This window comes from Natrinema thermotolerans (assembly GCF_031165565.1).
Taxonomy (GTDB): Archaea; Halobacteriota; Halobacteria; order Halobacteriales; family Natrialbaceae; genus Natrinema; species Natrinema thermotolerans.
This window is the reverse complement of the sequence record NZ_CP101874.1, coordinates 30,859-55,547: the sequence shown is the minus strand read 5'-3', so window position 1 is coordinate 55,547 and position 24,689 is coordinate 30,859. Positions and strand designations below refer to the sequence as shown.

The 24,689-nt window shown below is 55.8% G+C and carries 27 protein-coding genes; 1 reads left to right on the top strand and 26 read right to left on the bottom strand.

Going from position 1 to position 24,689, the window contains the following annotated elements; genetic code table 11:
* Nucleotides 1-189 precede the first annotated feature (189 nt).
* Both NP511_RS22345 and NP511_RS22340 read right to left on the bottom strand, forming a co-directional pair.
* Entirely contained in the window at nucleotides 190-414 is a 225-nt protein-coding gene (locus NP511_RS22345) for a HalOD1 output domain-containing protein (protein WP_049967183.1), read from the bottom strand.
* Entirely contained in the window at nucleotides 407-1,342 is a 936-nt protein-coding gene (locus NP511_RS22340; RefSeq protein WP_049967182.1) for an ArdC-like ssDNA-binding domain-containing protein, read from the bottom strand. Before NP511_RS22340 ends, NP511_RS22345 begins: the two co-directional genes overlap by 8 nt.
* Nucleotides 1,343-2,203: 861 nt before the next feature.
* On the opposite strand from NP511_RS22340, the gene NP511_RS22335 reads away from it, so the two are divergent.
* Nucleotides 2,204-3,178 carry a DUF7983 family protein gene (locus NP511_RS22335; RefSeq protein WP_049967181.1) on the top strand — a complete coding sequence of 325 codons (975 nt, stop codon included), beginning with the start codon at nucleotides 2,204-2,206 and terminating at the stop codon, nucleotides 3,176-3,178.
* A gap of 86 nt (nucleotides 3,179-3,264) precedes the next feature.
* On the opposite strand, the gene NP511_RS22330 is transcribed toward NP511_RS22335, so the two are convergent.
* From NP511_RS22330 to NP511_RS22225, 24 genes are all read right to left on the bottom strand, one after another.
* Nucleotides 3,265-3,657, bottom strand: a complete 393-nt coding sequence (locus NP511_RS22330) for a hypothetical protein (protein ID WP_049908052.1) — start codon at nucleotides 3,655-3,657, stop codon at nucleotides 3,265-3,267.
* 166 nt (nucleotides 3,658-3,823) lie between these two features.
* Entirely contained in the window at nucleotides 3,824-4,051 is a 228-nt protein-coding gene (locus NP511_RS22325; protein WP_049967180.1) for a DUF8129 domain-containing protein, read from the bottom strand.
* A 124-nt stretch (nucleotides 4,052-4,175) separates the two neighbouring features.
* Nucleotides 4,176-4,727, bottom strand: a complete 552-nt coding sequence (locus NP511_RS22320; RefSeq protein ID WP_049967179.1) for an HD domain-containing protein — start codon at nucleotides 4,725-4,727, stop codon at nucleotides 4,176-4,178.
* An 80-nt stretch (nucleotides 4,728-4,807) separates the two neighbouring features.
* Complete coding sequence (locus NP511_RS22315; RefSeq protein ID WP_049967178.1) at nucleotides 4,808-5,173, bottom strand: DUF7568 family protein; 366 nt, start codon at nucleotides 5,171-5,173, stop codon at nucleotides 4,808-4,810.
* Between the two features lie 6 nt (nucleotides 5,174-5,179).
* Nucleotides 5,180-5,680, bottom strand: coding sequence for a DUF7995 family protein (locus NP511_RS22310; RefSeq protein ID WP_049967177.1), 501 nt, complete (start codon nucleotides 5,678-5,680; stop codon nucleotides 5,180-5,182).
* Nucleotides 5,681-5,765: 85 nt separating this feature from the next.
* Nucleotides 5,766-6,239, bottom strand: a complete 474-nt coding sequence (locus NP511_RS22305; protein WP_084158388.1) for a PIN domain-containing protein — start codon at nucleotides 6,237-6,239, stop codon at nucleotides 5,766-5,768.
* On the bottom strand, nucleotides 6,236-6,487 hold the full coding sequence (locus NP511_RS22300) for a hypothetical protein (protein ID WP_008015331.1): 252 nt from the start codon (nucleotides 6,485-6,487) through the stop codon (nucleotides 6,236-6,238). Before NP511_RS22300 ends, NP511_RS22305 begins: the two co-directional genes overlap by 4 nt.
* Nucleotides 6,488-6,520: 33 nt before the next feature.
* A complete protein-coding gene (locus NP511_RS23065; protein ID WP_478212185.1) occupies nucleotides 6,521-6,694 on the bottom strand; it encodes a DUF8012 family protein in 174 nt (57 codons plus the stop codon).
* Between the two features lie 124 nt (nucleotides 6,695-6,818).
* Nucleotides 6,819-7,703 (bottom strand): biosurfactant protein 1, encoded by an 885-nt coding sequence (locus NP511_RS22295; protein ID WP_084158386.1) that lies wholly within the window; start codon nucleotides 7,701-7,703, stop codon nucleotides 6,819-6,821.
* A gap of 86 nt (nucleotides 7,704-7,789) precedes the next feature.
* The gene (locus NP511_RS23010) at nucleotides 7,790-7,927 is read right to left on the bottom strand and encodes a DUF7563 family protein (protein ID WP_419894497.1); all 138 of its coding nucleotides are present in this window, start codon (nucleotides 7,925-7,927) and stop codon (nucleotides 7,790-7,792) included.
* A gap of 476 nt (nucleotides 7,928-8,403) precedes the next feature.
* A complete protein-coding gene (locus tag NP511_RS22290) occupies nucleotides 8,404-9,300 on the bottom strand; it encodes an SOSS complex subunit B family protein (protein ID WP_049967175.1) in 897 nt (298 codons plus the stop codon).
* A 903-nt stretch (nucleotides 9,301-10,203) separates the two neighbouring features.
* Nucleotides 10,204-10,491 (bottom strand): hypothetical protein, encoded by a 288-nt coding sequence (locus NP511_RS22285; protein WP_136396792.1) that lies wholly within the window; start codon nucleotides 10,489-10,491, stop codon nucleotides 10,204-10,206.
* Nucleotides 10,492-10,838: 347 nt separating this feature from the next.
* Complete coding sequence (locus NP511_RS22280) at nucleotides 10,839-11,111, bottom strand: PadR family transcriptional regulator (protein WP_006648263.1); 273 nt, start codon at nucleotides 11,109-11,111, stop codon at nucleotides 10,839-10,841.
* Nucleotides 11,112-11,297: 186 nt separating this feature from the next.
* Entirely contained in the window at nucleotides 11,298-11,591 is a 294-nt protein-coding gene (locus NP511_RS22275; protein WP_006648264.1) for a PadR family transcriptional regulator, read from the bottom strand.
* 184 nt (nucleotides 11,592-11,775) lie between these two features.
* Complete coding sequence (locus NP511_RS22270; RefSeq protein WP_049967173.1) at nucleotides 11,776-12,288, bottom strand: PIN domain-containing protein; 513 nt, start codon at nucleotides 12,286-12,288, stop codon at nucleotides 11,776-11,778.
* Nucleotides 12,289-12,591 carry a hypothetical protein gene (locus NP511_RS22265; RefSeq protein ID WP_008452507.1) on the bottom strand — a complete coding sequence of 101 codons (303 nt, stop codon included), beginning with the start codon at nucleotides 12,589-12,591 and terminating at the stop codon, nucleotides 12,289-12,291.
* A gap of 92 nt (nucleotides 12,592-12,683) precedes the next feature.
* A complete protein-coding gene (locus NP511_RS22260; RefSeq protein WP_084158384.1) occupies nucleotides 12,684-13,010 on the bottom strand; it encodes a DUF7558 family protein in 327 nt (108 codons plus the stop codon).
* The gene (locus NP511_RS22255; protein WP_084158383.1) at nucleotides 13,010-13,300 is read right to left on the bottom strand and encodes a DUF8069 family protein; all 291 of its coding nucleotides are present in this window, start codon (nucleotides 13,298-13,300) and stop codon (nucleotides 13,010-13,012) included. Before NP511_RS22255 ends, NP511_RS22260 begins: the two co-directional genes overlap by 1 nt.
* 99 nt (nucleotides 13,301-13,399) lie before the next feature.
* Nucleotides 13,400-13,864 carry a DUF8030 family protein gene (locus tag NP511_RS22250; protein ID WP_084158382.1) on the bottom strand — a complete coding sequence of 155 codons (465 nt, stop codon included), beginning with the start codon at nucleotides 13,862-13,864 and terminating at the stop codon, nucleotides 13,400-13,402.
* Between the two features lie 706 nt (nucleotides 13,865-14,570).
* A complete protein-coding gene (locus NP511_RS22245) occupies nucleotides 14,571-15,467 on the bottom strand; it encodes a M48 family metalloprotease (RefSeq protein ID WP_084158380.1) in 897 nt (298 codons plus the stop codon).
* 5 nt (nucleotides 15,468-15,472) lie between these two features.
* The gene (locus tag NP511_RS22240) at nucleotides 15,473-16,774 is read right to left on the bottom strand and encodes a phage NrS-1 polymerase family protein (RefSeq protein WP_049967226.1); all 1,302 of its coding nucleotides are present in this window, start codon (nucleotides 16,772-16,774) and stop codon (nucleotides 15,473-15,475) included.
* Between the two features lie 340 nt (nucleotides 16,775-17,114).
* Nucleotides 17,115-20,180, bottom strand: a complete 3,066-nt coding sequence (locus tag NP511_RS22235; protein WP_211249142.1) for a TraM recognition domain-containing protein — start codon at nucleotides 20,178-20,180, stop codon at nucleotides 17,115-17,117.
* Nucleotides 20,170-21,369 carry a DUF8128 domain-containing protein gene (locus NP511_RS22230; protein WP_049967170.1) on the bottom strand — a complete coding sequence of 400 codons (1,200 nt, stop codon included), beginning with the start codon at nucleotides 21,367-21,369 and terminating at the stop codon, nucleotides 20,170-20,172. Before NP511_RS22230 ends, NP511_RS22235 begins: the two co-directional genes overlap by 11 nt.
* The gene (locus tag NP511_RS22225) at nucleotides 21,362-24,685 is read right to left on the bottom strand and encodes a VirB4 family type IV secretion system protein (protein ID WP_049967169.1); all 3,324 of its coding nucleotides are present in this window, start codon (nucleotides 24,683-24,685) and stop codon (nucleotides 21,362-21,364) included. Before NP511_RS22225 ends, NP511_RS22230 begins: the two co-directional genes overlap by 8 nt.
* Nucleotides 24,686-24,689 lie beyond the last annotated feature (4 nt).

Genomic DNA, 24,689 nt, shown 5'->3' with positions numbered 1-24,689 from the left:
CAAGCATGGTAGTCCCGCAGGCGGCGAGGACCGTGCGGCGTATCGGTGAGGATTGGCCATCGGAGGGCGGCATACTCTATTGGTTCTGGTAAGATATCATATTGTTTCTGGTATGAAAGAACCCACTCCAAAATAATGCTCAGAGGATCTATGAACGATCCTATGACATCCTTGGCTTGGCGACCCGTTTTACGGGATACGGAGCACAGCTATATCGGATGATGTAACCACCACGCGGAACTCCTCAACCGAGAATCGAACCTCGAGATTAGTATCGGTCTGTGTCCCCGTTGAGCCTACAAGCCGCTCGAGGGCTTCGGCGTCGATCATCCGCTGTAGTTGGTACTCGTCTCGATCGAGGCCCTGTTCCTCGAGTGCAGTGATGATCTCGAGCAGAAGCGGTCGATCACTCATCTTCGACCACCTCACTGACGATGTCGATGATCTCCTGGGCGGTCGAACTGATCCGCTCAAGCCGGTCGAGGATCGTCTCCGGTTCGTCACCGTGCCACGCGGCGAGGTAAAACGCTGAGCCACTGGTATCCAACTCGAAGTGCCGTCCAACGATGTAACCGACCGCTTCGGCCTCGAGTTCGCGCTTCGATCGCTCAGCCTCGTCGTCGACGCCACTGTGTAACAGCGCATGCGCGTACTCGTGAACGAGCGTGACGGCGAGGTCAGCCTCGTTCTCACGATCACGGACGGCGACGCGTGGCTGCTCTTGAGGGCGGTACTCACAGACGCCCTTGGCGTTCCCATGCGACCAGTCTTGGGGTGACACGACCTCTACGTCTACTTCGAGTGAGTTTGCTGCCTCGAGGAGTGCGGGAACCAACTCGTCAGCCTGTCCCTTTGCTTCGGTCTCGAGGTTGGGCAGTGGCTCGCCGTCAGTCTGTGAGATATCGAAGACGGGTGCTGGCCGAAAGCCCACGAGTCCCTTTTCCCAGCTTTCCGGAGGGGTTTCATTATATTCACAGTCACTGCGCTCGTGGTACGACGGGGAGTTTCCGCAGTCGGGACACTGTTTCGCGATGATGGGTGCCCAGATCCAGATCGCTGTTTCCCCTTCTTTGACGTGTCGGTCAAATTCGTTTTGCCACGTTCGGTAGCCAGCAACGCGTGTTGCCTGCGGACACTGGAGTTTGATCAACAGCGTGTTTCGGTGCGAGTAGTCATGGAATCGACTCTGAACATCCAACCACGCTTTGAACTGCTCGCTCGAGACGGCGTCATCGACCTCGTTGACGAGGTCCTGAATCCATGCTTCGATCGTACTGTGCATCTCGTCGTGCCGGGTGTCCGAATCGTCGAACGTTTCCCGGGAGCTGCTGCTCGTAGCCATGTTCGATCACTGCTTCTCGAGTCGAGTCGAATCGAACTGAATTGAATTGAACTCGAGAAGACCTCCGCCCCTCAGGGGTCTCAAAAAGACGCCGGACTCGAGCAGCTGGAGAGCCGCTAATCAGCGGACGCCGCGATCTCCACTTTGATCGGCGCGTCGTCTGGTGTTCCGCTCTTGTTCAGGAGAGATGCTGGGTATGTACCGTACGCCGTCTAGATTATGATGTTATGGCTTATCTGGATAAGCATAGATATTTTATAATTCGCGTAGTACTAGAGTATCGTGGCTATACTCAACACACCCGGAGATTTGTCCGTTGCACCCGGCGTGAGTATCCAGCCCGGTGTAAGATTCTGGACCAAACCAATTCGAGAGAGTAACACTGGAAATATTTTAGTGGTGAACTCGATCGATCTCTGGGAAGCAGCTCACCTTATCCTACGAGATAAGTGCCATTCTAATGTCTATTCTCCGAAGGAGAAGATCAATCGAAATAAGCACTTGTTCGTCGAACTGAAACTGGAGAATAAGCAAAAGTTCGTCGAGGTCGTACCATACACTGAATGGCCTCGAGATGACTCACAAAGCACTGCTTCTGAACGCAAGAACACACATGACACCGAGTGGGAAGACAAGGAACAGAATCTTCAATTCTCAGGAGAGTGTGTGGAAAATCGTAACAGTGTTATGAAAGAGGATGACGTGCGGGGATCGCTGAACGGTCTTCTCTGATTTTGGCTAAGTACGCACATCTACTTACCAAGCAATTCGACGCAGAAATATGCATATCAAACCAGTGAATGTGTTCTCTGACACCCGCCGAGAACAAGGTTTAGTCGGGACGGCGCGTAACTTCTCCGTATGCCATTCAGCGTCAGTTGGCACACGCTTCTTGAGCGTCTGGATGAGCTGCCGGCGGACGCGACACTGATCACACCATTGTCGCACTCTCGCCTTCACATCATAGATATACAGGAACACCGCGTTATCGTCCAGTTTGACGAGTCCAACGAGAAGCGTCCGCTTCAACGCGATCAGTTTGAGACACTCTACCATCAGATACAGACCGCGCACGATGGGTTCGATCTCGATCGGCTGCCGCCAGATGCTGGCCCGTATCCAGCGGTGTTGAGTGTTCATCCCCGGTTCGCGATCGACGAGGACGCGGGTGTGATCGCCGAGACAGACGGACCGACGACGACCCAACTGGCCGACACAGCACACGAACCAGACACCGATGACGACCGCACGGAACCTGAGGGCCTCGATGTCTACTCGGATGCGCTGCTGCTGATCGATGCACTCGAGCGCCACGACGTAACCGACCTGCCTGACTTGGAGACGGCCACCCTCGTAAATCTCTACACACTGCTGTCGGATGTCCAGCGTGACGCCAACGATTTTCGACAGGAAGTCGCCGATGTGCTTCTCTCACGCCTCCATCACGACCGTCCTGTTGCCGGTCAGTATGGCTCGGTCCAGCGCACGAGTCGCCGTAACCGCTCGCTTAAAGACGATGAGGACGTCCTCTCGATGCTCGAGGCGGAAGGGATCGACCGCGAGCGCGTCATGAGCGTTGATCGCCAGAAGGTCGACGAAGCACTCGAGGTGACGACACTCACCGAGTCCGATGTCTACGAGATCAATGAGAGCGAGTACGTTCGCAAGGCTGAGGTCGACGACGACGTCAAAGAGTCACGCCTTCAGGGATTGAAGGACCGGCTTGCCGCCAGCGAGGAGACAGAAGCCGAGGAACTGCAACAGGAAATCGAAGCACTCGAAGAGCGTATCGACGACCTCACGAGTTTCCGGGCGGGGACAGAGGTACAGTACTGACTGCTAACGGCTTGTGTATCCCATTGTCTTCCGAGAACTGTTGGAGTGGTCCCGAGACGGGTCACTCCACGCAAAACCGTGTGCTGTTAGTTTTGCCGGGCCCGCTTGAAGAAGGCGATTGCAGCGCCGAGGAGCACGAGATTCTGGAGGAACGAGGTGAGTTCTTCGTCACGCGAGTCTTCGTCGACGGCCCAGAAATCGTGCATGACCGGAGTCACGCCGATGAAGAACGCGGCAACACTGGCTGCAGACAGCTTGGGCAGTTTCCAGAAGCCGATGCCAAGGCCGCCACCGAGAAGGAGACCACTCGAGGCAGGGACGAGTTTGTCTGCGAGGGGGACACCTTTGGCATCTGCATAGGCGATTCGTCCGTCAAGATTCGTGAGGTTGCGGAGTGCGAGTGCTGCAAGCCCGCTCCCAAAGAGGAGTCGACCGAGCAACGACGGTGGGCTCTCGTGAGCAGAGTCGGAATCAGACATCAACTAGAGCAGAGGGCGCTGGCGGGTTAACTGCCACTATCTCTGACGCTCCTGCCGCTATTTCGAGAAGAGTCATAGACAGTGACACACAGCGAATTGTGGCGTCTGCTCGAAGATGTTCAACAGAACCCTATCGGTGAAATACTATGTCAGATAACGTGTCGAGTTATTCATTGTCCTTCTGCGAACAGAGTTCGTTGGCCCGCTTCTCGAGTTGGCGGAGGATCGGAACGCGTTGTTGGTGCTGGTTTTCGTAGGCGATGCAGGCTCGAAGCGTCTCCATATCATTGATCGTCGCGATGCTGGCGTCAATCAGCCGTGTGTTTGGTGCCTCGAGCCGCTGTGCTGGAGAGAGTTCGCTCGAGTTTCGAGGTTGCTCTGGTGTATCGCTCATTGGATGTTGCCTCTACCCCTGTTGGGGCACGAAAAACTGCATTGCTCTCTGGTTTTTCCGCAAGTGAGAGATGACCACTTGCTACGGTAAGTACAGGGGAAGCACCGACCGTTCGGTGCAGCGGTTATACGGTTCGAAGGTCATCTGTCGCCTGTGACCGGATGGCGGCTGCTGCGACTTCGTCGGCTCTCCTGATGAGTTCCGCTTCGATCGTCGCCGGCTCGACCGGTGTTCGGCTCGTATGGGAGAGCACGATGTGTGCCAGTTCGAGTGGCAGGTCCACTGCTGCAACGACGTAGACGCCGTAGTAGGGATGTCCGAGCAGGTTGTAGACCGGCGTCTCGGCCATCCCGTCGAATTCGGCGAGTTTACTCACGTCGTGGATGAGTGCACCAGCAACTACCGTATCCACTGAGAGCGTGACCTCGCGCCGCTCAAGAAGTGTCTCTGCGAGCGCGACGGCACAGGCAGTTACGTCCCGAACGTGGCTTACCAGCCGTTCGTTCTCCAAACCTAACGCACGCTGTGTTGGGGGCAGCCACGGTACCTCGGTGAGGTCGTCGATGTCGTTCTCTTCGATGGCCATCGCCCACGCACTGACAACGTCCGCTCGAAGATCGTCGTCTTCGATCACCTCGAGTTCGGGAAACGCGGCCCTGACCACATCCTCGCTCATGTCTCTGCTGTCAGTATTGACTACTAAAAGTACTCGCCGTGCAGTGATGCTCACTTCGCAGCTGTCGCTCTCACCTGCTGCTAGCGTTCTGCACCATAGACGATTTTCGAGGGGGCTTCGTAGCCACAGTCAGGACAGTCGAACCATCGCTGGACCTTCGCACCAGCAGCAGATTTCTGGCCGACGATGACGTCGTCGTTTGGACACTCCGGACAAGCGAGTTCGGGGGCTGGGCGGTCCCGGAGTGCATCCCGAACGCTGGTCGCCTCCTTCGTCTCGAAGCCTTGCGACCACACTGGATAGCCGTCGACGAGAATCGCTGCCCGCCACTTGTACGCGTAGGAGTCCGGGGCACGATGCAGTACGGCTTGCGCTCCAGTCTCCGTGTTCCGATACGTCAGCGTAGGTGTTCGACTCTCTCGTGTCCAGTTGGTTATTCGGGGCATGATTACTCAGAAATGGACGTCTGCCGGCACGATCCAGCACGTCTCGCGCTCGTCAATCTCCTCGAGGAGGCGATCGAGGTGTCCGCGGTGGCGGATGCCTGTCACGTGTTGATCATACAGGCAGATTGACGGGCCACGGGAAGCACCGAACTGCTGGAAGGCATGCCGAGCGAGACCCTCGTCGCGCATGATCTCATCGTCGCTGCGTTCCTCGAGTGCTTGCTTCACCCGATTCAGATTTCGTTGGAACGTTTCCGTCGTGGTCTCCCAGGCCCGCTCGAGGAGTTCTTCACCTTCGTCGGACGTAACGGGTGCAGCTGTCGGTAGATCGCCCCACCGTGCTTTTCCAGCCACTGTTGTCTCCTCTTCGTCGAAGGTGACGTAGTAGTCGAACGCTGCGCAGGAATGCGGCTCCGCGCCAACCAGTCGGTCGAACACGGTCTTTCCGGTTGACAGTGCCTCGTCTGCTGTCGATGCCTCTACTAGTGCGTAAATGATCATATGCATCTGGGATACCTCACTGTGCCGACGCTCTGGTCAGTGTTCGCTTGGTCTTACCCAGTGCGCCGGCACCCATTACCGGCGCATAAAATCAAGATGAGTTTTCAAGCAGCGAAATCCCTTGTTCAACCACTGAATCCGTAATAAATAGGCTTGTTTCTGTTTGTAGTGCCCGCATTAGCTCGGCTGCTTTTGATTTCGCAAGTTGGTCACGATGATACGCAAGAACAATAACACCGATTGAACCGTGCACTTCGATACTGAGATCGTTAGCAGCATCTCGCGCTTCAAGATCATCAGTCAACAGAACAGCTGAGCGGTCGGACGCAACCGCGAGAGCGGCAGTTTCACCGGGATCGAGGTTCAGATTCACTGTGAGTTCAGTCGGATCAGCCTCGATGAGTTCGTACTCGAGATTGCTGAGTGCAGGTGGTACTGTACCTGCCTTGAGTTCCTCGTACACGGTCTGAGGGATGAGCAATCCATCGACTGCTGACAGCACGTCAACCGCACCGATTTCGTCGAGGTGAATGAGTGGGCCTGTATCAGCGACCGCGACGATCACGCACTCAGACCCCACTGAACATCGTCTTCAACTACCTGGAGTTCGCGCTCTGCACGCTTGACGCGATCTCGCCCAACGAGGTCAATTGCCGTTTCCCGATCGATTTCGTCGTTGACATACCGCGAGAGAACCAGATCGATCCAGAGATCTTCGACACCGCGTTCCAGAGCCTGTTCAAGGATCTCCGACTCGGCGACATCTCGTGCTTCTGCGATCTCTTGGACACGTTCGGTGAGATCGGTGGCCATGTCTACACAATCGGCTCGGGATGACTTAAACGTCTATGGAGAGCCTGGGATGATGGGGGAGCGAGTAAGAAGGCCCACTTCCTCCAAGAGCGCCGTTGTTGTCTCGATCCGTTCTCTGTCTGCGTCAGTCAGTTGATCGCCCTCGAGATGGTTGAGTTGACTGAGTACACGACGCAGTCTGTATCCTGGTGTGTTGCGTGGATCCATTGAATGCGCCTCAGCCGATCGCGGCGCAGACAAACATGACACGATAGCACGGGCGACCGTTCTGTTAACCAACAGCCACGCTGCACCATCGCCGTCTGTTGGTTAAGCCCTGACGCGGAGCAAGTCATTCTGGGCTCAGCCCATAGCGCGGCGTCCCGCAGACCTGGCACTCCCAGATTGCGTGGCCGGTCCAGGTTTCGTCGGGAACCGATTCATGACCGCTGAATCGATGATCGGTTGTGCGTCCGCACTGGTGACACTCGAGGCGTTCTTTGGTCGGAATGCCACTATCTTGATGCTCAGGTTCACGTTCTTGAGGTGCCTGCTGGAGGGCAATTGCAGGAACTAGCCACGCATCATCACCGACATTGTCGAGCACCGTCGCAAGTCGCTGCTCATCGCGAATGCCGGATCCACCCTCGTCGTAGAGATAGGTTGTTGGTTCACAGTCGTTATCCACCGCTGATTGGTCAGTCCACGCTGTTCGATCATGGGCCGCTGCGAAAAGCTGCTCACCGTCAGTGGACGAGATCCGTACTGCAGCGGGTAGTACAGGCCACCGATCGGTCAATTGGGCTGCAGGCTCGTCCTCGAGATCGTAGATGATCGTGCAGTCGTCGACAGCCTGTTCGGTCGCATTCGAGGCAAGGAGTGTCGCAGCGGCCGCGCCTTTCGCGACGGCACCGTAGAAGATAGACGACTCGACAAGCATGTGAACGACGCCAAGCAGTGTCCACTCTGTTGCTGGTGCGTTTGTCTCAGAAGAGGAGTCCTCGAGATGATTGGTAAGACAGAACAGGCATTTGGTCTGATCAGCTGGGATCGGTGCGCCACAGGAGCGACACTCAGTGTCTGTTTCCGTTGGAGTGTCTGGATATCCAGTCGTCGCCGTTGCAACTCGCTGTCGATTCGGCTCACCCTCAGTACACTCTCTGAGTCTCTCATCTGGGATATGCGACGCTTCGCCGGTCGGACGAAGCTCCTCGAAGTCAGAATCTCGATCAGTCATTGATTGGGTAGAGGGTTGTATGGTCTCGCATCTTGATCAGGTCCCAGTCCGGTAGAGAAGATCTTGGGAATAAGTTCACTTAGACGCTATTGCTGGCGAAGTCCTGCTTCTCGAGCTTCACGGTTGCTGGCACAATGGATACACGCTGGCAGATCACCATTAACAGCGAAAACCCGGTAGTAGTTTTCCGTGACATGAGAGCCACAGCCATCACATTCTGGCATTATCCAAATCTATGTTGTTACTCCAGTAAATATCTTGTTCCAATACTTGTGTAGTTTTTCTCAATGGCATTCTATCTAAGTGGAATTGACTCTTTTCTGGGCCTGGTATTGTTGCGGTTCGATAAGGAGACCACAGTCTTCACAACGAGTTTCGACTGCGTTGGTGGTCACCCGTCCGTTGCATTTGGGACACGGACTGGCGCTCGAGGCGGGCTGGACGTCTTCGTCGAATGTTGTCTCGTAAATCTCTCTGAAAGCCATGATGTTCACGAAGGGCAATGAACAGTTCTGACTACCCTTCACCCACTTGTAGGGCACAGAAACTCACCAGTAGATAGCAGCGTCATGAAACAGATTCATGCTGTGGCGAAAGCCCGGCAGCACAACGGCCACCGGCCGTGAGCAGCCCGGACCGTGGAGGTGGTGGGAGGTGGCGGTGACTGCGTTCACACCAGCAAAAAAGGGGTCTGCTTCGGCTATTCCCACCAGCAGCCGCGCTCGGGGAAGTGGATCGTCGTCCAGCCAGTCACGGCCAGTGAGACACGGCCCTCGTGCCAGTTCCGGGCAGCCTTGTAAATGCGCACCTGCTCGCCTTCCTCAATCCACGGCGCGTCTGAGGACTTCCAGATCGTCACACGCGTCTGGCCACTATCATCTGCGATGAGCCCGACCTGTGCGATGCTTGGATGCGAGGGATCCCACAGGGTTTCGACACGCCCTTCGATGCTCACCTCTTTTCGAGCAACCTCCTCGAGTTTCCCAATGGGGATGACGTGTCCAGGCGCCGTCTGCAACTCCTCGAACACGTTGACGACCGCACTCGTCAGGTCGTGGCCACCGACAACGGCTTCACTCAATCGCCGGCTGATCGCCGCTCGAGACCAGCCATCCAACTGCTTCGCGAGTCGCATCGACTGCTTGTTCACGGTCGCCAACTGCTCCTGGGTGAGTTCCGTCTGGGGATCCGCTCGCTCCGGGTCCGCTATTGGGTCCACGCTCGCCGCCCGTTTCTGGAACTCGAGACGTCGTGCTTTGTTCTGGTTCGCAGCGATTGCTCGCGTCCGTCTCTCACGACCTTCTTGTGTTCCTATCTCGGCCTGGGCACTGATCCGCTTGAGTTCGTCCTCTCGTGCTCGAATCCGCTCTTCCTGCTCAAGGGTCGCGCCATGAATCCGGTCGTCGCTCGTATTGACGATGCCATCCGGGTGGTTCGCATCCACCTTTGCTTGGACCGCTTGCTCGACCGTTGCCTCGAATTCCGGCGTCTCGTCGACGACCGGGAAGCCGTCTTCATCGACCGCCTGCTCGTCCGCCTGTTTGAGTGCCTGTTCATCGACCGTAACGACCTTGCTACTCGAGTTGTTACTAGACATTGGAGATCACTGAAGGCGCTCACGCGTCTGCCACCGCGATGCCCTTACATCGCGATTTTCCGACGACACCGACCGACTAGATCTATCTGCGCGCTCGCGCTCGCGCCTTCGAGAGCGCCCACTGGGCGCGAGCGAGAGCGCGCCTGAATGAAGTGCCCCAACCAGCACCGCGCGGCGACCCGCCCGGAGCGAGCGGCCAGCTTTAAGCCGTTTCTCGTGTCCGTCCCGGACTGCGGGTCCGTGTCCAGCGCGACTGTCGTCGAGAACGCGCGCCGCAGTGTGGCGCGCGACAGCGCAGGCGGCACCAAGCGCTGGAACGCGAAAGCCCGCGAGGGGCGCAACCGAAAACGCGCTTAATGCTGGCGCCGAGACCAGATTTACTTTAGCCCGGAACGGTGAGCGACGCTAGGAGCGAACCGCAGCCCGGAATGGTCGGTCGCGAGCGACGCGGAGGGCGGCACGCGGCGAGCGGGGCGGGCCGATACTCAAGAGCGGGCAACCAACGCAACAGCAGCCCGATCAGTCCACATGGGTGGGGCTGAAAGGGGCTGGCGTACTCGAGGAACCCCGACGATGCAAGCACCGCAACCTGTGAGGAGCGCAGCGAGGCGCGGGACTCGAGCGCGCCAGGGGCTTTCACCCTATTATCGAACGCTCTTGGATAGCACATTGTTGATGGGCCCTCTTGCGATTGTACGCTGATTGCAATAAACTGAGTCCTCGATCAGGAACCGCTCTACGCATAGAACTCAATCAAGCAGACGAGCAATGCAACTGGATCAACAATCTCCTACGGAAGAGCGTATACCGAAAACCTGGACGAGACGCACTCAAACACGCTATCAAAGCAACGCTCTGAAATCAACAATGTGCTACGCAAGAGCGTTCATCTTTAATTCGGCCTCATTTGACGACGACGTTTTCCTTAAGTTTGTAGACGTACTGAAACGGTTGATCGACTACTTCGAGTCGGTGGACATTGTCGTGGCGCCACATATCGGCGAGTACCGAGGAGGCACCCGAGGCGGAATTCGGCTTCGGAATGGAATCGTCCTCAGTGATAGCCCGGTGGACATCGTCTTTGCTCATCCATGCGTTGGTTGAGAGAACGAGTGCGACGTTTCCCCGGTGAGTACCAGCTGTGATGTGCTGGACGTCCGCATTGTCCCCACTTCTGGATGTCGAGTCCATACATAAAAAATGTGACTCGGTGTATATATAACTGTCCGTGAAAGTATTTATAAACAACTTGTTGGTAGAACACTCCTTAGAATTTAAAAAAAACCACTAGACGAGTTCAAGAACTCCCACGCATTTGTATCTTATCTCGAGTGGGGTAAGCTCAATAGCTGCTGACATCGAGTGAGTCGCCCTTTTCTTAATACAGGCATTGACTCCGTGCTGAATTCATTTCTCTCTATTCAGCAGGCGGCTTTTAGCATAGTTCGGATAGATCGATAGCCACTTCGATAACTGCTTGCCCTGTACTTACCGATTCGGGAGGGCAAAGCAAGAATCCAGATCGCTTCCGATTTCGATTAGTCGATGTACTGGGATTCCCACTCATAACGATCCTCGATCGCTTGCTCTCCCTCGTCTGTAATTGCGTAGTAGTTTGTGCGCCTGTCGAGTTGTCCTTTCTCGACGAGTTTCTTATTCACGACCGTATCGAGATTCGGGTATAGCCGACCATGATTGATCTCTGAACTGTAGTACTGCTCGATCTCGTCTTTAACATCCTGTCCAGATGGCTTGTCAGCGCCCACGATCACGTACAGCAGGTCTCGTTGGAATCCTGTAAGGTCGTCCATGGCCCAGCCATTCAGGCGAGATGATATTTGTTATTCTACACGTACGTAGATGTAAGGTAATCCAACTAGTCGATTCTTTATACCACTAGCTGACTCTCGTTCCATTCACGCCATCCTGAAAATATGGTTGTAATAGAGTACTCGGGAGATCAGATCTAGCGCGCACGCTCAGTGGTCAGGGCCGTCTCACTCTGTACTCGAGAGTAGCTCACCGACGTACTGATTTTCCCACTCTCGCCGGGCCTCGAGTTCGCGTTGACCACGCGCTGTGATCGTGTAGTAGTTCGTTCGTTTGTCGGCCTCTCCTTTCTCGACGAGCCCTTTGTCGACGACGTCGTCAAGATTCGGATACAGTCGCCCGTGGTTGATCTCGTTCTCGTAGTACTCCTCGAGTTCGTCTTTGATCGCGAGCCCATGTGGGTTGCTCTGGCCAGCAATCACGTACAAGATGTCACGTTGGAACGCAGTGAGATCGTACATATATGAATGTGAGTATATCGACTGATGAAGGTTCCGGGAGCAAGTGACACCTTAGAAATTTCTCGTATGTTGAAGATGTGGGAACGGCGAGACAGACTTGCACAGGGTCTGCGCCGAACAGAGGCTCAGGTACGGACGGGTATTCAGGGCGGTGACTGAGAACCGATGGGCGACAGCGTCAGTGTCAGGGCTCCTCGAGCAGTGACCGGGCACGTTGCACGTAGTTGTTTGCGTCCCAGCTGCGGGCATCGCTGATCTCGTCGAGAATAGCACGAGCATCGGCAGCTGACAGCTGTTCGGTGCGAACGAGTACTGAGAGCAGCGTTGGCGTCGTGACGAGCCGGGTATCGGCAAGCGAGGCGTGGACCAGGCCGAGTTGATTGAACTCATCACAGAGCAATAGTGTGGCGTCGAGGTCATTCGCGAGGGTGACAGCAGCGTTTTCACCGTCATCAAGCGGAAATTCGGCGTCGAGATCGACCGATCGTGCCTCGAGTGTCTCAGTTCGGTCGAGGACGGTCGTTGCAGCCCGACCGTGTACGTCATCATACGAGGCGATCTCTCGGAGTTCCTCGATGACCACTGTTGGAACGATGACCTCGTAGCAGGACAGACAGAGCGCGAGTGGATCGGGGTCGTCGTCAGCAACGACCCCGAGACTCACGAGGGCAGAGGCGTCAGCGATGAGCGTCGACATTTATGCGTCGGCGACCTCGTCGATGAAGTCCTCGTCCAGCTGCTGTTTCAACACTCGGAGGTTTGCCGCCTCTTCGGCACCGACGAGCGCTTTGAGTTGCTCGAAGGAGATTTCGTCGTCGTAGTAGGCAGCTGCGATTTCCTGCGTGAGCGCGTCGTCATGGGCCGCCTCTTGGAGGTACTCTCGCAACGCAGTTACGAGGACATCCGTCCGGTCTTCCCCGAGGACGTCTGCGAGGGCGTCGGTCCGGTCGATAAGTCGGTGGGGCGCCCGGAACTGAACGCGCTTTTTGTCGCTACTCATTATGTGTACATTGTGAGCCAGCCCACTTAGCATTTGTCGTGTGTACAATGTGAGCCACGCTTCCCTCACGTCGACGACCGGTCGGCCGGTCGTCAGTCAGATACGATATGCTTCTCGAGGTCGCGTGTCCAGTATGTCGCCGGGCCTCCGGGACTACACCTCGAACACAGCTGTAGCGAGCCCTCGAGATGGCCGAGTTCGACTCGGAATCGCGTGAGGGCTGCAAGCGCGTCGACGACGAGCCCACAGCCGTCACAGGTGCAGTGCTCTCGCTCGTCAGGGTCCGGCTCCGCCTGGATAGCGCAGTCGACACAGATGTAGTGAGAGACTCGCTCATCTTTTCCCCACGTATGTGCCTCGCCGGCCTCAGTGCCAGGCGGGGCATCGCAGAAGGCACAGCCAGCGAGCATCTGCTGCATCACTCACCCTCCTTGTCGGCGTTGCAGGCCGCTGTCCAGCCTTGATGGAAGACGGCAAGCTGAGTGCTCGAGTCAAAGGCAGTCCCACTTGGCTCGTGGACGAACACCCGCTTGCCAGGAACCGGCGTTACCATACCGTTATCGATGAGTTCCGTAACGAGCTGTCGAGCGGTTGTCTCGCCGATATCTGCTGTCACGACGCGAGTTGCATCCTGATCACGGGCAACGAGTCTGGCTTCGAACCGGCTGTAATCGTCTGTAGTGTCGTCAATCGGGTTTAGATCAGTCACTGGAACCTGGAAGTATAGTCAAGTCGAAGACACTGCATGATGCGTACTGGTGTCAGTGATCGATATTCAACAGCGAGCTGGAGTACTGACGGCTGGTGATTACTTTTCACCGGGCCGTCGGTCCATTCGAAGTTGCCACGTCGGCTTCACCCTGAACGTATCTGGTTCCTCAACAGAATGGGGATGGCTCTGATTCGTCGCTAATGACGCGGGTCGTGCGAGGCGGTTAATCAGTTCATCACGCACGTCCTGCCGAGACATCATCTGCTTGTGCCAGCCGAGCCGTTCGTCATAATGGAGTTTCTCGAATCTCTCGCCAACCGTATCGGCAGCGATGTACTGCGTCAGTTTAACTCCCCAAACGTTCGACGATCGATACTCGGCACCGACGTCTGCATGTGTGAGTTCGACGAGAACACACTCGACAAATGAGACGAGTGATTCCCGACTTCGGTCGTTCGGAACGCGTAACTCGAGGTCAGACCAGGGTTGCTTGGAGGGCTGCCGGTGAGTTGGTGTCCGATCAATTCCACGGTCTCGTGGGTGCTGTCGCTCAGTGGTCATTCGCTATCTCGGGGCAGTTCGATCGCCCCGCACCCATCTCGGGGCGAAAAAACACTCCGGTGGGATCGTTTTAGAATACGTAGCTCTGTCGAAACCCCATTCTTTAGTTATTTATTCCCGTGGAACCACTGCGCACTACGGGTGCGAACAGAACGGGCTGTAGTAGATCTCCCTCATCCCATTATTGGTAATCTCTATGGACCATATGCGAAAAGTAATCAAATATTTTAAATCCTTTGATGGGGGTACCGTAGAACGAAATGGGGGAGCTGAGTGCTGAAGGCAGACAACACTTAGAAGAAGCATTACAGAACAATGATCCATCAGAGAAGGATTTCCATATTCGACAAGTACTACAGGTGTGGGGTGTAGACGATCTTCCGAAAGAACTGAAATAGAGCGCCCACGTTCTCATCGGTTTGCTGATCCCTCTGTACTTACCGCAGAGGGTTCTGAACCTATTACTACCTGCAGGTTCCAGCAGAGCCGGATACGTACAACGAGAGAAGTCTGATTAAGTTAGCCGGTCGCTGCGGACATTCCATGGAACCGCACCAGTACTATAGTCAGTCAGCGTTCCGACTCAATCGCTCAACATGGCTAATCCGGTCGTCTATCGGAGGATGTGTAGACACTATGCGTGTCCAGCAGTTGCGGATTCGGCGTACAGCTCTCTCGTATAGCCTTCCGGGGGATTGTTCATCAGCTATCTCTGCCATCCGGGCGTCTCTGAGTGTACGTACCCATTGGCAACTTGGTGTGGGTCCTCGAGAAGGTTGACCGCGTATCTGTCTGCTCGATACTTGAGCTGTCGTCGGGTCCACGCGAAGACGACTCGTCCAACGAACACTGCGCTACCAGCAACCAGAAACAGCATCCAGTAGTGCTGCACAAAATACCGAACAGAGAGGAGGGACGAAGCTGTCAGCACTACTGCCCCGACCAGAGAGACGACTGCGTGGTTTTCGTCGACGTGCCCCAGTTCATGAGCTGCAATCATCGCGATGTATTCGTCGTCAAGTGCTTCAAACGAGTACTCGTTGATCAGAATGATTTTGTAAGCCGGAAAGACGCCGGCAGCAAGTCCGTTGATTGTCTGCCCGAACTCGCTAGTAGCTACTCGAAATGCAACGTCTTGGTCGGCACCGATCTCACATGCAGAGCGTTCTCGCTCGTTCAAGGGTCGTGTTGAGACATGATTGCGAATGAATGTACCCGACATCGCCACTACCCCTGCAAGAAGGAACACCGCAACAACAAGCTCGAGTAGTGATTCTCCAAAGATGAGCAGTGCACCGGCGACGGATAATACGAGAACGCTGAATCCGATGACTGTAATCCGCGTAATCGCATCCGTACGTGAACTCTCTTCATCGAGAATCCGCTGCACTTCCGATAGCACATATTGTGCTTGGGAAACGACAGAGTGTACGAGAGCAGATGCCATGTCACTCATGACTGCCAAGGGGATGGCGACCATAGAGAGGTCGACGGTCGGAACAGCCCATCTGACATAGAGAGTACAACCGAGAAATACAGCTACCGAGAGCAGTATCCACGGTATCAGCTCGGCTACAGATCTGCGTAGTAGATGTGTGACCATCAGAGCTACTCCTTTCTTCTGCCAACGAACTGCTTTGTACGAGTCCAGAGTGAATCGTGATCGGGAGACGAATCCACGTCTGTCTCGCGTTCTGAACGCTGATCGTGCATCTCAAGTCGTTTCTCACAAGTTGTCAGTTGATCGCGAAGCGTTCGATTGGTTGCCTCGAGGCGATCGATGCGCTCATTTTTCTGTTCGAGCGTGGCCTCGAGTTCGTCGACACGGTCAGTCAATAACTGGTTCTTCTCGGCTAGGTACGCTGCTCGCGTCCCTTCAGTCCCACCAAGGGTCTGCTCAGTTGTCGATGACTGTCCATCTTGAGCGGGTTCCTGTATGGTCGTCTGCCCTCGCTTCTTGGTCTGCTTTCCACGCGACGCCTCGCTGCTCGATGGGTCATAGACATCGTCTGTGTTCGCGATTGCTCGTTCGACCGTCTTCTCGCCGTATGTCGATCCATCCGCGTAATGGACCTCATCCCATTTGTCTCGAAGCAGTCCCGACTGTCGGAAGAGTTGGTCGACTCGAGCAGCGTCGCCACCGGTCCAGAACGCCAGCAAGAAACACAGCGCCATATCTGCTTCCGACTGACTTTCGTAGCCAGCAGTCGAGCCACGCCACAACCGCTTAAACTTCTCGCCATTCGATGCATTCCGCGCTCGCTTGAGCAGTTCTTCATCCTCGAGCGTCACGCTCTGGCTGGTTTCGTGCGTCGAAGCCTGCTGGTCTCGAACTTCGTTCTCGCTGTCAGATGGCTCTGTTTTAGCGATGTATTCGGTGTATACGCTCTCGAGTGCAGCAGGTCGCTCTATCACCTGTGACGGTGTTGTTTCGACACGATCACCAGTCACAGTGAAGAACCGTGCTGTTTCATACATCTCGACAGATCCACGTCGACTCCGGTCTCCAGGCAGTGACCCACAGACGATAACGTGATAGCCAGTCCCCGACGGCGAGACCTCTGTAAACGACTCGAGTTCGAGGATGATTTCTCGAGCATCTGTTCCCGGAGATTCGGTCTCTGGATCACGACAGTCATCGAGGTCAATCCCGACAAATGGATCATCGTCTGTGAAGACGAATCCGACACCAGCCGCTTCGCCACGCTCGAAATACTCGAGTGCCTCATCGAATGGTCGCCATGTTTGCGGATCAGTTGCTGAGGCATACTCGCCAGTCCCGGGAACAATTGGGACCTTCGTTGCTTTCCCATCACGCTCCTTGACACGCCAGCAGATCCACTGGTCGTACTCCTGTAGAGTCTCAGGAATGCCGCTCGTATCGATTGAATGTGTCTGCTTTTCTTTCATGTATTTCAACACCGCTGTAGCGCCGTGCTACTGTGCTGCCGCCGCATTATCAGCGGCACGATAGATCTCCAATAGCTCTCCCACCCTGCTTTGCCATGTTTTGCGGCGGCAACCCTCTCTATACTAGTTGGTTTTTGCCCCTCATTTACCCTGGACAGTAACGCCGTCTTGCGATTTTTACCCTGGACACCGAGACGAGCACGTGTCCTGAACAGAGATTTACCCTGGACAGTTCGATCCAAACTGCACGGAGAACGTTTCAAGCGCGGTTTTATGGAGCTTTTCTGATTCGGGAATACCCTGGACACGAGGTGATCCTGAAACACAGATGAACTACCCCTCATTCTGATTGATCCACCTCCTCAAGGAGACGGGAACCAGCGTCAGTCAGTTCAATTCCAGTGTGAACAGTGATACGTTCTCCATCTTTCCGCCGTCGGTCGCTACCAATCTCGAGATGGCCACTCAGTTTCCGCCCAAACCAGACATCGTTAGTGTAGTCGAGGTCATGTTCTTCTGCCCACGCCACATAGGCCTGATAGAGTTCTTTCTTCGGGACCAAGCCCTCGGTATCGGCAACGAGGAACTGATCGACAAAGACAGCAACACCATCTCCGTCAGGATCCAACTCGGGTGCGCCATCAGCCGTCTGCTGATCTTGGTCAGGTGCTGGCGAGGTGTCCGTGTCCTCTTGTAGAGACTCTTGATCGGCCTCCAAGAGTCTCTCAATCTCGTCTGACAGGGGCGCAGTTTTACCTTCCACATAGAGTTGTGGTGGTGCGTCTTCAGGCATGATCACCACGCCATAGCTGGCTCGGTCGTATTCTGGATCTGGCAGGTCAGTCTCAGGAACAAAGGGACGCTTGATTGGCGTCCAATCTGCCTCGAACGCATCTAACGTATCATAGATATGGGTTTCTCCCTGCTCATAGACCGTGTACTGATTCGTCTCACGGTCGTAGCTATAGTATGCTGGCACAGTATCCTTCGAGAGTGCAACCGACGATGCCGTTCGAATGAATTCTGTATTGCCGTCCGAGAGGACACGCTCACCGCCATCACGTTTCCAGACCGTTCGTGTTGACTCACCAGTAGCTGGTCGAACAGCCGTCACGCCGCCATGGGCCGTCGCTCCATCGCCAAACGTGATGCGTTCGTCCATATTGTAGAGTTTCTCTGTGCCATCAGCCATTTCTCGGAGTGGTGACGCAAGGATACTCTCAAGCCGGGCTGCCGCATGAGTAACCCTCTCATCTCCCGGCCGCACGACAAACAGGGGAATCCGGTTGTCTTCCTGAGCACGTTTGAGATTCTGCAGGACCTTCGCTGGCCGCTCCGGTGTCGTTGTTTCAGCTTCAAGAGCAAACTCACCGTCGTAATCAGGATGTGTGGCCGTCCCATCAGGCTGTTCACTCCCATCTTGTTCGTAGATATCAACAGTGAAGCCAAGCTTCGTCAGCGCTGCCTCGAGATCGAAGAGAAGGGCATCGTGTTCCGAGCCACCTGCAGAGCGCACATCACCAGTCTCAGGTGTCGCAACGTCTTCGCCCTCGTCAGTGAGTCGAACAACGACCATCTCATTGTTGACACTGAGATCGACATCAATCAACGGCGACTCCTGACGCACATCGGGGAGTTCCTCTGTTGCAGTGTCTGGAGTGAGGGCTTCAGCGGTCTCACCGGTATCACTCTCGAGACGATCGACCACCTCTGCGTCGACATCGGTCACGGGAACCCAGCCGTTCTGGTCGCGAACATCTTCACGTAACTGAACGGTACGAACTGCCTCGGCCATCAGCCGATCAACGATGAGTTCGTCAGGACTTGCCGCCTCATTGTACTCGCGATAGATGAGATTGCGGAGGATCTCGCTATCTGTCAGCGGATCAGTCCCATACCGCTCGAGACTTTGTTCGATGATGTCATCGACGTCGTCTGTCTCACGGAGAGGCGGGTATGGCGGAAACGTCCGAATCAAGACGGGTTCGGAGTATCGGCCTCCAGAGAGAGGAATCCGCGTCCACACTTTGAACTGATTCGTCGTAATGAGGTCTTCTGCGGTGTAGTCGCGGAACCGTTTCATCAATAATTCGGCGTCATCACTGTCGTTGACCGAGAACGTGAGGAGGTTGTCACAGTTGTTCTGCATCGCTTTCAGCGTGTCCTCGTCAAGCTGCGAGGGATACTGCGAGGCAAGAGTCACGGAGAGACGCATCGACCGAGCACGGGCTAGCATTGACTCGATATCGAGATTGTCGCTAGCGATGTCGTCGAACTCGTCACAGAGAACGAAGTAGGGATCCGGCGTCGTATCCATCTCGTACGACCGCCGTTGAATAGCACTCCAGAGATTACGCATCACGCCGAGCGTGACCATCTTCTTGATGTCCGTGTTCTCGACCGGCGTTCGGACGATGACGATTCGATCGTTGTCGATGATGTCTCGGAAATCGATCGTACTCTCACGATGGGCGATAATTCGGCGGATCACCGAATTCTCCACCCACGACTTGATCCGTTTCAGCAGCGGACGAACCGTCTCCTCCTCCATGTCAGCGATCTCGAGGCAGAACTCCCTGATATAGGGGTCCTCGACATCGACTGCGAACTCCTCGCGTCGCTCGGCGTTGAGCAACGTGAAGTACATATCGATGATCGAGAACGGCTGCTCCGACTTCATCATCGCCCGAGCCATCGACTCGGTGATCGCCTCCATGTTGATACCCCAGTAATCGGACGTATCGAACACCGCCTTCAGGTTCTCGACACGGTTTTCGATCTCGTTCTCGAAGTCCTCGGTCGTCTCACACTCGGGTACCTCGAGGAAGTTCAGTCCGACCGTCTTCTCGTGTGTCGTCGATCCGGGTTCGATCCAGACGACGTCCTCGAGACGATGTTTGGGGAGCATCCGGAGTAGTTCTCGAGAGTCACGGCCTTTCGGGTCGAAATACGTGAAGCCGTAACCGGAGTAGGCCCACTGGACCATCATATTCAGGAGTTCGGTCGTCTTTCCGTAGCCAGTCGTTCCAGCGATCCAGGTGTGCCGAAAGAGCGACTCGAACCGGAGCGGTGCCTCACGAAACCCAGTCTGGGGGTCCTCTGAGTAGCCGATCCAGAGTGGAGCTGGTGCATTGTGCATCCCAGCTTCGAACATTTCTCGAATGAACGGGCCTGCAACTGTCCCCTCGTCAGCTGTTTCTGTGATAACCTTCTTTCCGCCAATACGAGTCGTATTCTGTTCTACGATATCGTATTGGTCACCCTCATCGGGACTGGGTTGCTGGTGGGCTGGGGATTCAGCAGTCGTGTTTTCTTCCGGCTGTTTATCGCCTTCAGTAGCGTGCCCATCATGTTGGTCGTCACTGGAAGCCTCATCATCAGATCCGAAGAAGCGATCAAGCACCATCGAATCCCTCCTGCTCTCGCGTTGGCTCTTCAAAACTGACTGCTGTCTCGTTCGGAACGCCAGGGGCCTGCCCATCTACCGGAGAGTCGCCAGGTGATTCGTCAACTGCGTATCGGCTCCCATCTGCTGGCAGCCGATCGCCACGCTGTGTATACCGCCAGTCGATCTTTGGCGTTTCAATCTCCGAATTGGGGATATGTGCGACGCCGGCGAGTTCGTCGACAGTCATAATCATGTGCCGATCGATCCACTCGCGGTCACGCATTCGCTCGACAAACTGCCGAAGCCGTGTAGCACGTTTCCGCTCCCGGCGATGCCAAACAGGCTTGTCGTCGAGGCCCTGCTCAGTGATCGCATTGTAGTACTTCCTGAACATCCCCGCGACGCCACGGGCACGGGCCTCGGCTTCGTCTTGTTCTCTCGAGGTAGCGAGGACGCGAATGTTCACGTGGAAGGCCTGTTGGCCACGCTGCTGTTCGATGGTTTTCGCAGCCCGTTTGTCCTTCTCGCTTGGCGGTCGCGTACGAGGATTGAGCCAGCCGACGGACGTCCCTTGCCGAAGCGCGTGAGCGAGCTCGTCGACGCTATTGTGCTTGAGCTGGTCACCGTCGGTCCACGACTGTTTCGCAGGCCGAAAGACGACCTGTGTAACGACTGTACTCTCGTCAAGCGACAGCATCTCGCTCGTAATTTCGCCGTAAGGATCTGTCTTGAAGCCTTCGCTGTTGTGATGGCGAATCGGATAGTAGGGGATCTTCTCCATCTCGAGCCACGCACCAGCGACGTACTCATCAGAATCGATGACGGGGAACGCGTAGCCCTCCTCAACCGGGAAGACCTCACTGTTGGCGTAGTTGTTTCCGACACGACGACGGAACTTGTCGGCAGCTGCCTCAGTGGCAGCGTGCATGTAGAACTTGATTTTCCCTTCGTCAAACCAGACCTCAAAGGAGTGGTGTTCGCTTGTATTCTTCCCACGGAAATTCGTCGTCACATCGTGGACCGACTGGAGAACACCCGCTCCATCCGCGATACCATTGTTCTCTTTGTAGGGGCGGATCCGTAGCAGCGTCCCTGGCGTATCCGCTTGCCGTTGGACAAACGAGTCGTGCTCTCCAAAGTCGAGTTGCGTCGCCTCGTACTGTGGCGACGAACCCAAGATCGTCTTGATTTGCTTGAGACTAGTCATGATCTTGGGTGTCAGACTCTGTTTCAGTCGTGTCCTGTGCAATAGCTGATTCCCCACCGTCTGGTCGGACAGGCGACTTCTTACCATCCGTCTCGAGGGAATGCTCAACGACCGCATCGAGGACCTCCTCTTTCGTGAGATCGTCTTCGAGAAGTCGACTGGCGGCGTCTGCACTGAGATCGAGACGCGTTGCAAGCGCGTTGCGCTGAGCTTCGTTCTCGACGAACTTTTCGAAGGCGAGCAACTCTGCTGGCTCGTCGCGAATCGCCTGCTCAATGAAGGCCTGATCCTCAGGCTCGTAGTCGATGACTCGTTTCTCGAAGTCGTCAGCAACGATATGCAACGGATACGTCCCGTGTTCTTCGACGCGAACAAGTGCCTGACTGTAGCCAAGATCTTCGTTCCCAGCATCGGCACCCCTGACGTACCGGCGCTGCTCTTCGGTTAGCCCGATCTTGTCAGCCGTCCGGTCATCCAGCTCAGGGAGCTTATGGAGAACCTTGATTGGGCACATGCCGATGATCTTCTCCGCCTGCTCGGTTTCGTAGAACTCCTGGGCCGTCTGAGAGAGTAACACCATCCGAAGCCCCGCGTGACGTTGGTGCCGGAACGCTGTCTCGAGGAAGTCGAGATTCGCTTGATCCTCGAAGAGATAGTGGGCTTCGTCGATCGCGAGTTCGACGTTTCGCTGGGTGTTTTTCGCCTGCTGGTAGATCGTCGAGAGTAGCAGCTGCATCAAGAACGTCTGGCGATCGATTCCTGATGCACTGCCCTCGATCTGACCGAGGTCGATATAGACGACCTTGTTGTCGCCCTCGAGGATATCGATCTCAGAGTGGTGCGAGAGGTTTTCGTAGGAGCCACCCTCGCGGAATGGCTGGAACGCAATCGCGAGTTCGTCCGCATACTGTGCAGCACGCTCGCGAGCTGACTCGGACTCCGCGATATTGTGCTCGTCCGGGTTTTCGGCGATATCACAGAGAATCCGATGGACGTCCTGCATCGTCGGTGAATTTGCCGACGTGTGCGTCGAGACATCGTCCTCAACGATCCCCGCTTGCCGGTAGGCTTCATCAATGACGTACGAGAGGACACCCGTTTCGGTTCCGAGTTCGATATCGCGAGCGTCGAGGAAGTTCTCGAGGACAGCGTAGACTTCGTCTTTCTTCGCCGACAACGGCGAGATCCCGTCACCGGAATCGAGGACATGCTGGGGCGTCTCGCGGATCTCGAGTGGGTTCAGCTTCGTGTCGCCACCGACAGTGATCGTCTTCGCGTTCAGCGCGTCTGCGATCCCACGGAAGCCACCAACTGGATCGACGAGAACCAGCATCGTGTCGTTGCGGCGTTTCATCATCCGAAGGTGGCGCATGATATCGCCGAACGTCTTCCCAGCACCCGGCATCCCGACGACGAGCTCACTGTGGCCCGTCTCAAGCTCCCACGGGTTGAGCTGAATCGGAGAGCCGTTGTGCCCGTGATAGCCGTACTCGATACCCTCGTCCATCATCAAGTAGTTCGATGAGAACGGGAACATCGCGCCGATGGCTTGGTTCGTCAGCGTCGACATGCGGTCACGGCCAAGTTCGTTCGCGCCAAGCGGTGATACCGTTGCAAGTCCACGTTCCTGCCAGCGATTCGCAACCTTGAGCGTACAGTTCGCCGGCGCATCCTTGATGATCGAGCGGAGACGCGTCGTCTGATTATCGAGTTCCTGTTGACTATCAGCGGCGAGGCGAATGAATACGCCACCGCGATAGAACGACGCTTTGTTCGCACGGACGAGCGACCGCATGTACTTCGCCTGATCGATGTCTTCCTGGAGATCCTCGGATTTGAGACTGTTCGAGTCGTGCTGGTTGATCTTCAAATCCGAGATCCAGTCTGCCATCATATCCTGGGCCGACTGGCTGTCGAACGGATCGAGATGGATGCTGATGTCGGTCTGCAACTCCGTGTCGAGTAACAGTCGCTCGAGAAGGCCATCTGGCGGTTCCTCAGGGAATTGCTCAATCCAGAACGTGCGAACGTACGTCTCGTCGTTGATCACGGCGTAGGTCGTCTCCCAGTCGACTGTCGACGGTGCGACCACCGACTGGTGTATTGTCGACGTGTCTGGTAACCGATCGTCAGTTCCGGTTGACGAGTCGTCGACAGCATCCTCGTCGATAGTGTCCTCCGCCCGATCGCTCAAGGCCGTGCTTGACGGGCTATCACTGTCGTGCTCAGCCATCGCATCAAGGACATCATTGGGATCCGGTGTTGCTGGGACACCGTCGCTTATCCCGTGGGAGACGACCGGGAACGTGCCGAGAGCGTTCGTGATATTGCCGTACTCTTCGGGATGGCACGTCCAGTACTCCTTCGTGATCCGAGCGAGGTCGTAGGCATCGACGGGGCTGACCGAACACCGATAGAGCGACGACCCACCACGGCGGAGTTGTGTGAGTCGTGACTCGAGGTGTTCTTCTTTGAATTGCTCTCGCTCGGCGTCGGTCAGATCCTCAGTTTGGAACCGACCGAAGAACCGTCCAAGAGCAGGAAGGTTAGCAAGATAGGCGAGGACACTGTCATCAGTTGCGTCGAAGTGTTCAACATCCTTGTCGTTCACCGCAGTGATAAGGTAGTACTCGCGGATTGTGGTCGTCTCCGAGTCGATTTCGCCGTTGGCAGTCGTATTCGCTCCAACGTACTCCTCGAGCAGCCGTTTCAACACGGGACGTGAGCGGACGTCGGCGTCAGCGAGTCGATCCTGGTGTGCACGGATGGTTTCGTCGTCATCGACCTCGCGGCTAGTGACGTAGATCTTCACCGGAAAGTCGACAGTCGAGTTAGCGAACTCCGAGAGCGACTGGACAGCCTTCGCCCACGCATCGTCGTCCTCGAGGGCCATGTTCGCGGGCTCGACTTTCATCGCCCCAACGAGTGTGCCATCCGTTCGTTCGATCGCGTGTGGGTACACTCGCTGGAGGCGAGTCAGATACCGGACCTCACTATTGTCTTCACCGCCGTGCGTGTACTCCTTGTTCTTGATCGCCCAGCTAAGACGGGCAACAAGCCACTCAGTGAGCCACAGATATCGGGGCTTGACCTTGTGGAGCAAGAACAGCAACGTCACGAGCATGATCCCGAGTCCCAGTATCGGAATTGTCAGTGCTGCCGGAACAAACGTCGCTGCAACGACCGTGACGAACGCCACTGCGAGAAACAGCATGAGTTCACCGATCGTGTAGCCCCGGAAGAAGGCCGTTGTGCCACCCAAGGACTGGTGGATCTTTCGCGCGTTGTATTCGTAGTCTTCAGTGTTGGTACTCATCGAA

Excerpts from the sequence above, each read along its gene's own strand:
- NP511_RS22345 (WP_049967183.1), bottom strand. The coding sequence starts at position 414 with ATGAGTGATCGACCGCTTCTGCTCGAGATCATCACTGCACTCGAGGAA.
- NP511_RS22340 (WP_049967182.1), bottom strand. The coding sequence starts at position 1,342 with ATGGCTACGAGCAGCAGCTCCCGGGAAACGTTCGACGATTCGGACACC.
- NP511_RS22335 (WP_049967181.1), top strand. The coding sequence starts at position 2,204 with ATGCCATTCAGCGTCAGTTGGCACACGCTTCTTGAGCGTCTGGATGAG.
- NP511_RS22330 (WP_049908052.1), bottom strand. The coding sequence starts at position 3,657 with ATGTCTGATTCCGACTCTGCTCACGAGAGCCCACCGTCGTTGCTCGGT.
- NP511_RS22325 (WP_049967180.1), bottom strand. The coding sequence starts at position 4,051 with ATGAGCGATACACCAGAGCAACCTCGAAACTCGAGCGAACTCTCTCCA.
- NP511_RS22320 (WP_049967179.1), bottom strand. The coding sequence starts at position 4,727 with ATGAGCGAGGATGTGGTCAGGGCCGCGTTTCCCGAACTCGAGGTGATC.
- NP511_RS22315 (WP_049967178.1), bottom strand. The coding sequence starts at position 5,173 with ATGCCCCGAATAACCAACTGGACACGAGAGAGTCGAACACCTACGCTG.
- NP511_RS22310 (WP_049967177.1), bottom strand. The coding sequence starts at position 5,680 with ATGCATATGATCATTTACGCACTAGTAGAGGCATCGACAGCAGACGAG.
- NP511_RS22300 (WP_008015331.1), bottom strand. The coding sequence starts at position 6,487 with ATGGCCACCGATCTCACCGAACGTGTCCAAGAGATCGCAGAAGCACGA.
- NP511_RS23065 (WP_478212185.1), bottom strand. The coding sequence starts at position 6,694 with ATGGATCCACGCAACACACCAGGATACAGACTGCGTCGTGTACTCAGT.
- NP511_RS22295 (WP_084158386.1), bottom strand. The coding sequence starts at position 7,703 with ATGACTGATCGAGATTCTGACTTCGAGGAGCTTCGTCCGACCGGCGAA.
- NP511_RS23010 (WP_419894497.1), bottom strand. The coding sequence starts at position 7,927 with ATGCCAGAATGTGATGGCTGTGGCTCTCATGTCACGGAAAACTACTAC.
- NP511_RS22290 (WP_049967175.1), bottom strand. The coding sequence starts at position 9,300 with ATGTCTAGTAACAACTCGAGTAGCAAGGTCGTTACGGTCGATGAACAG.
- NP511_RS22285 (WP_136396792.1), bottom strand. The coding sequence starts at position 10,491 with ATGGACTCGACATCCAGAAGTGGGGACAATGCGGACGTCCAGCACATC.
- NP511_RS22280 (WP_006648263.1), bottom strand. The coding sequence starts at position 11,111 with ATGGACGACCTTACAGGATTCCAACGAGACCTGCTGTACGTGATCGTG.
- NP511_RS22275 (WP_006648264.1), bottom strand. The coding sequence starts at position 11,591 with ATGTACGATCTCACTGCGTTCCAACGTGACATCTTGTACGTGATTGCT.
- NP511_RS22270 (WP_049967173.1), bottom strand. The coding sequence starts at position 12,288 with ATGTCGACGCTCATCGCTGACGCCTCTGCCCTCGTGAGTCTCGGGGTC.
- NP511_RS22265 (WP_008452507.1), bottom strand. The coding sequence starts at position 12,591 with ATGAGTAGCGACAAAAAGCGCGTTCAGTTCCGGGCGCCCCACCGACTT.
- NP511_RS22260 (WP_084158384.1), bottom strand. The coding sequence starts at position 13,010 with ATGCAGCAGATGCTCGCTGGCTGTGCCTTCTGCGATGCCCCGCCTGGC.
- NP511_RS22250 (WP_084158382.1), bottom strand. The coding sequence starts at position 13,864 with ATGACCACTGAGCGACAGCACCCACGAGACCGTGGAATTGATCGGACA.
- NP511_RS22245 (WP_084158380.1), bottom strand. The coding sequence starts at position 15,467 with ATGGTCACACATCTACTACGCAGATCTGTAGCCGAGCTGATACCGTGG.
- NP511_RS22240 (WP_049967226.1), bottom strand. The coding sequence starts at position 16,774 with ATGAAAGAAAAGCAGACACATTCAATCGATACGAGCGGCATTCCTGAG.
- NP511_RS22235 (WP_211249142.1), bottom strand. The coding sequence starts at position 20,180 with ATGGTGCTTGATCGCTTCTTCGGATCTGATGATGAGGCTTCCAGTGAC.
- NP511_RS22230 (WP_049967170.1), bottom strand. The coding sequence starts at position 21,369 with ATGACTAGTCTCAAGCAAATCAAGACGATCTTGGGTTCGTCGCCACAG.
- NP511_RS22225 (WP_049967169.1), bottom strand. The coding sequence starts at position 24,685 with ATGAGTACCAACACTGAAGACTACGAATACAACGCGCGAAAGATCCAC.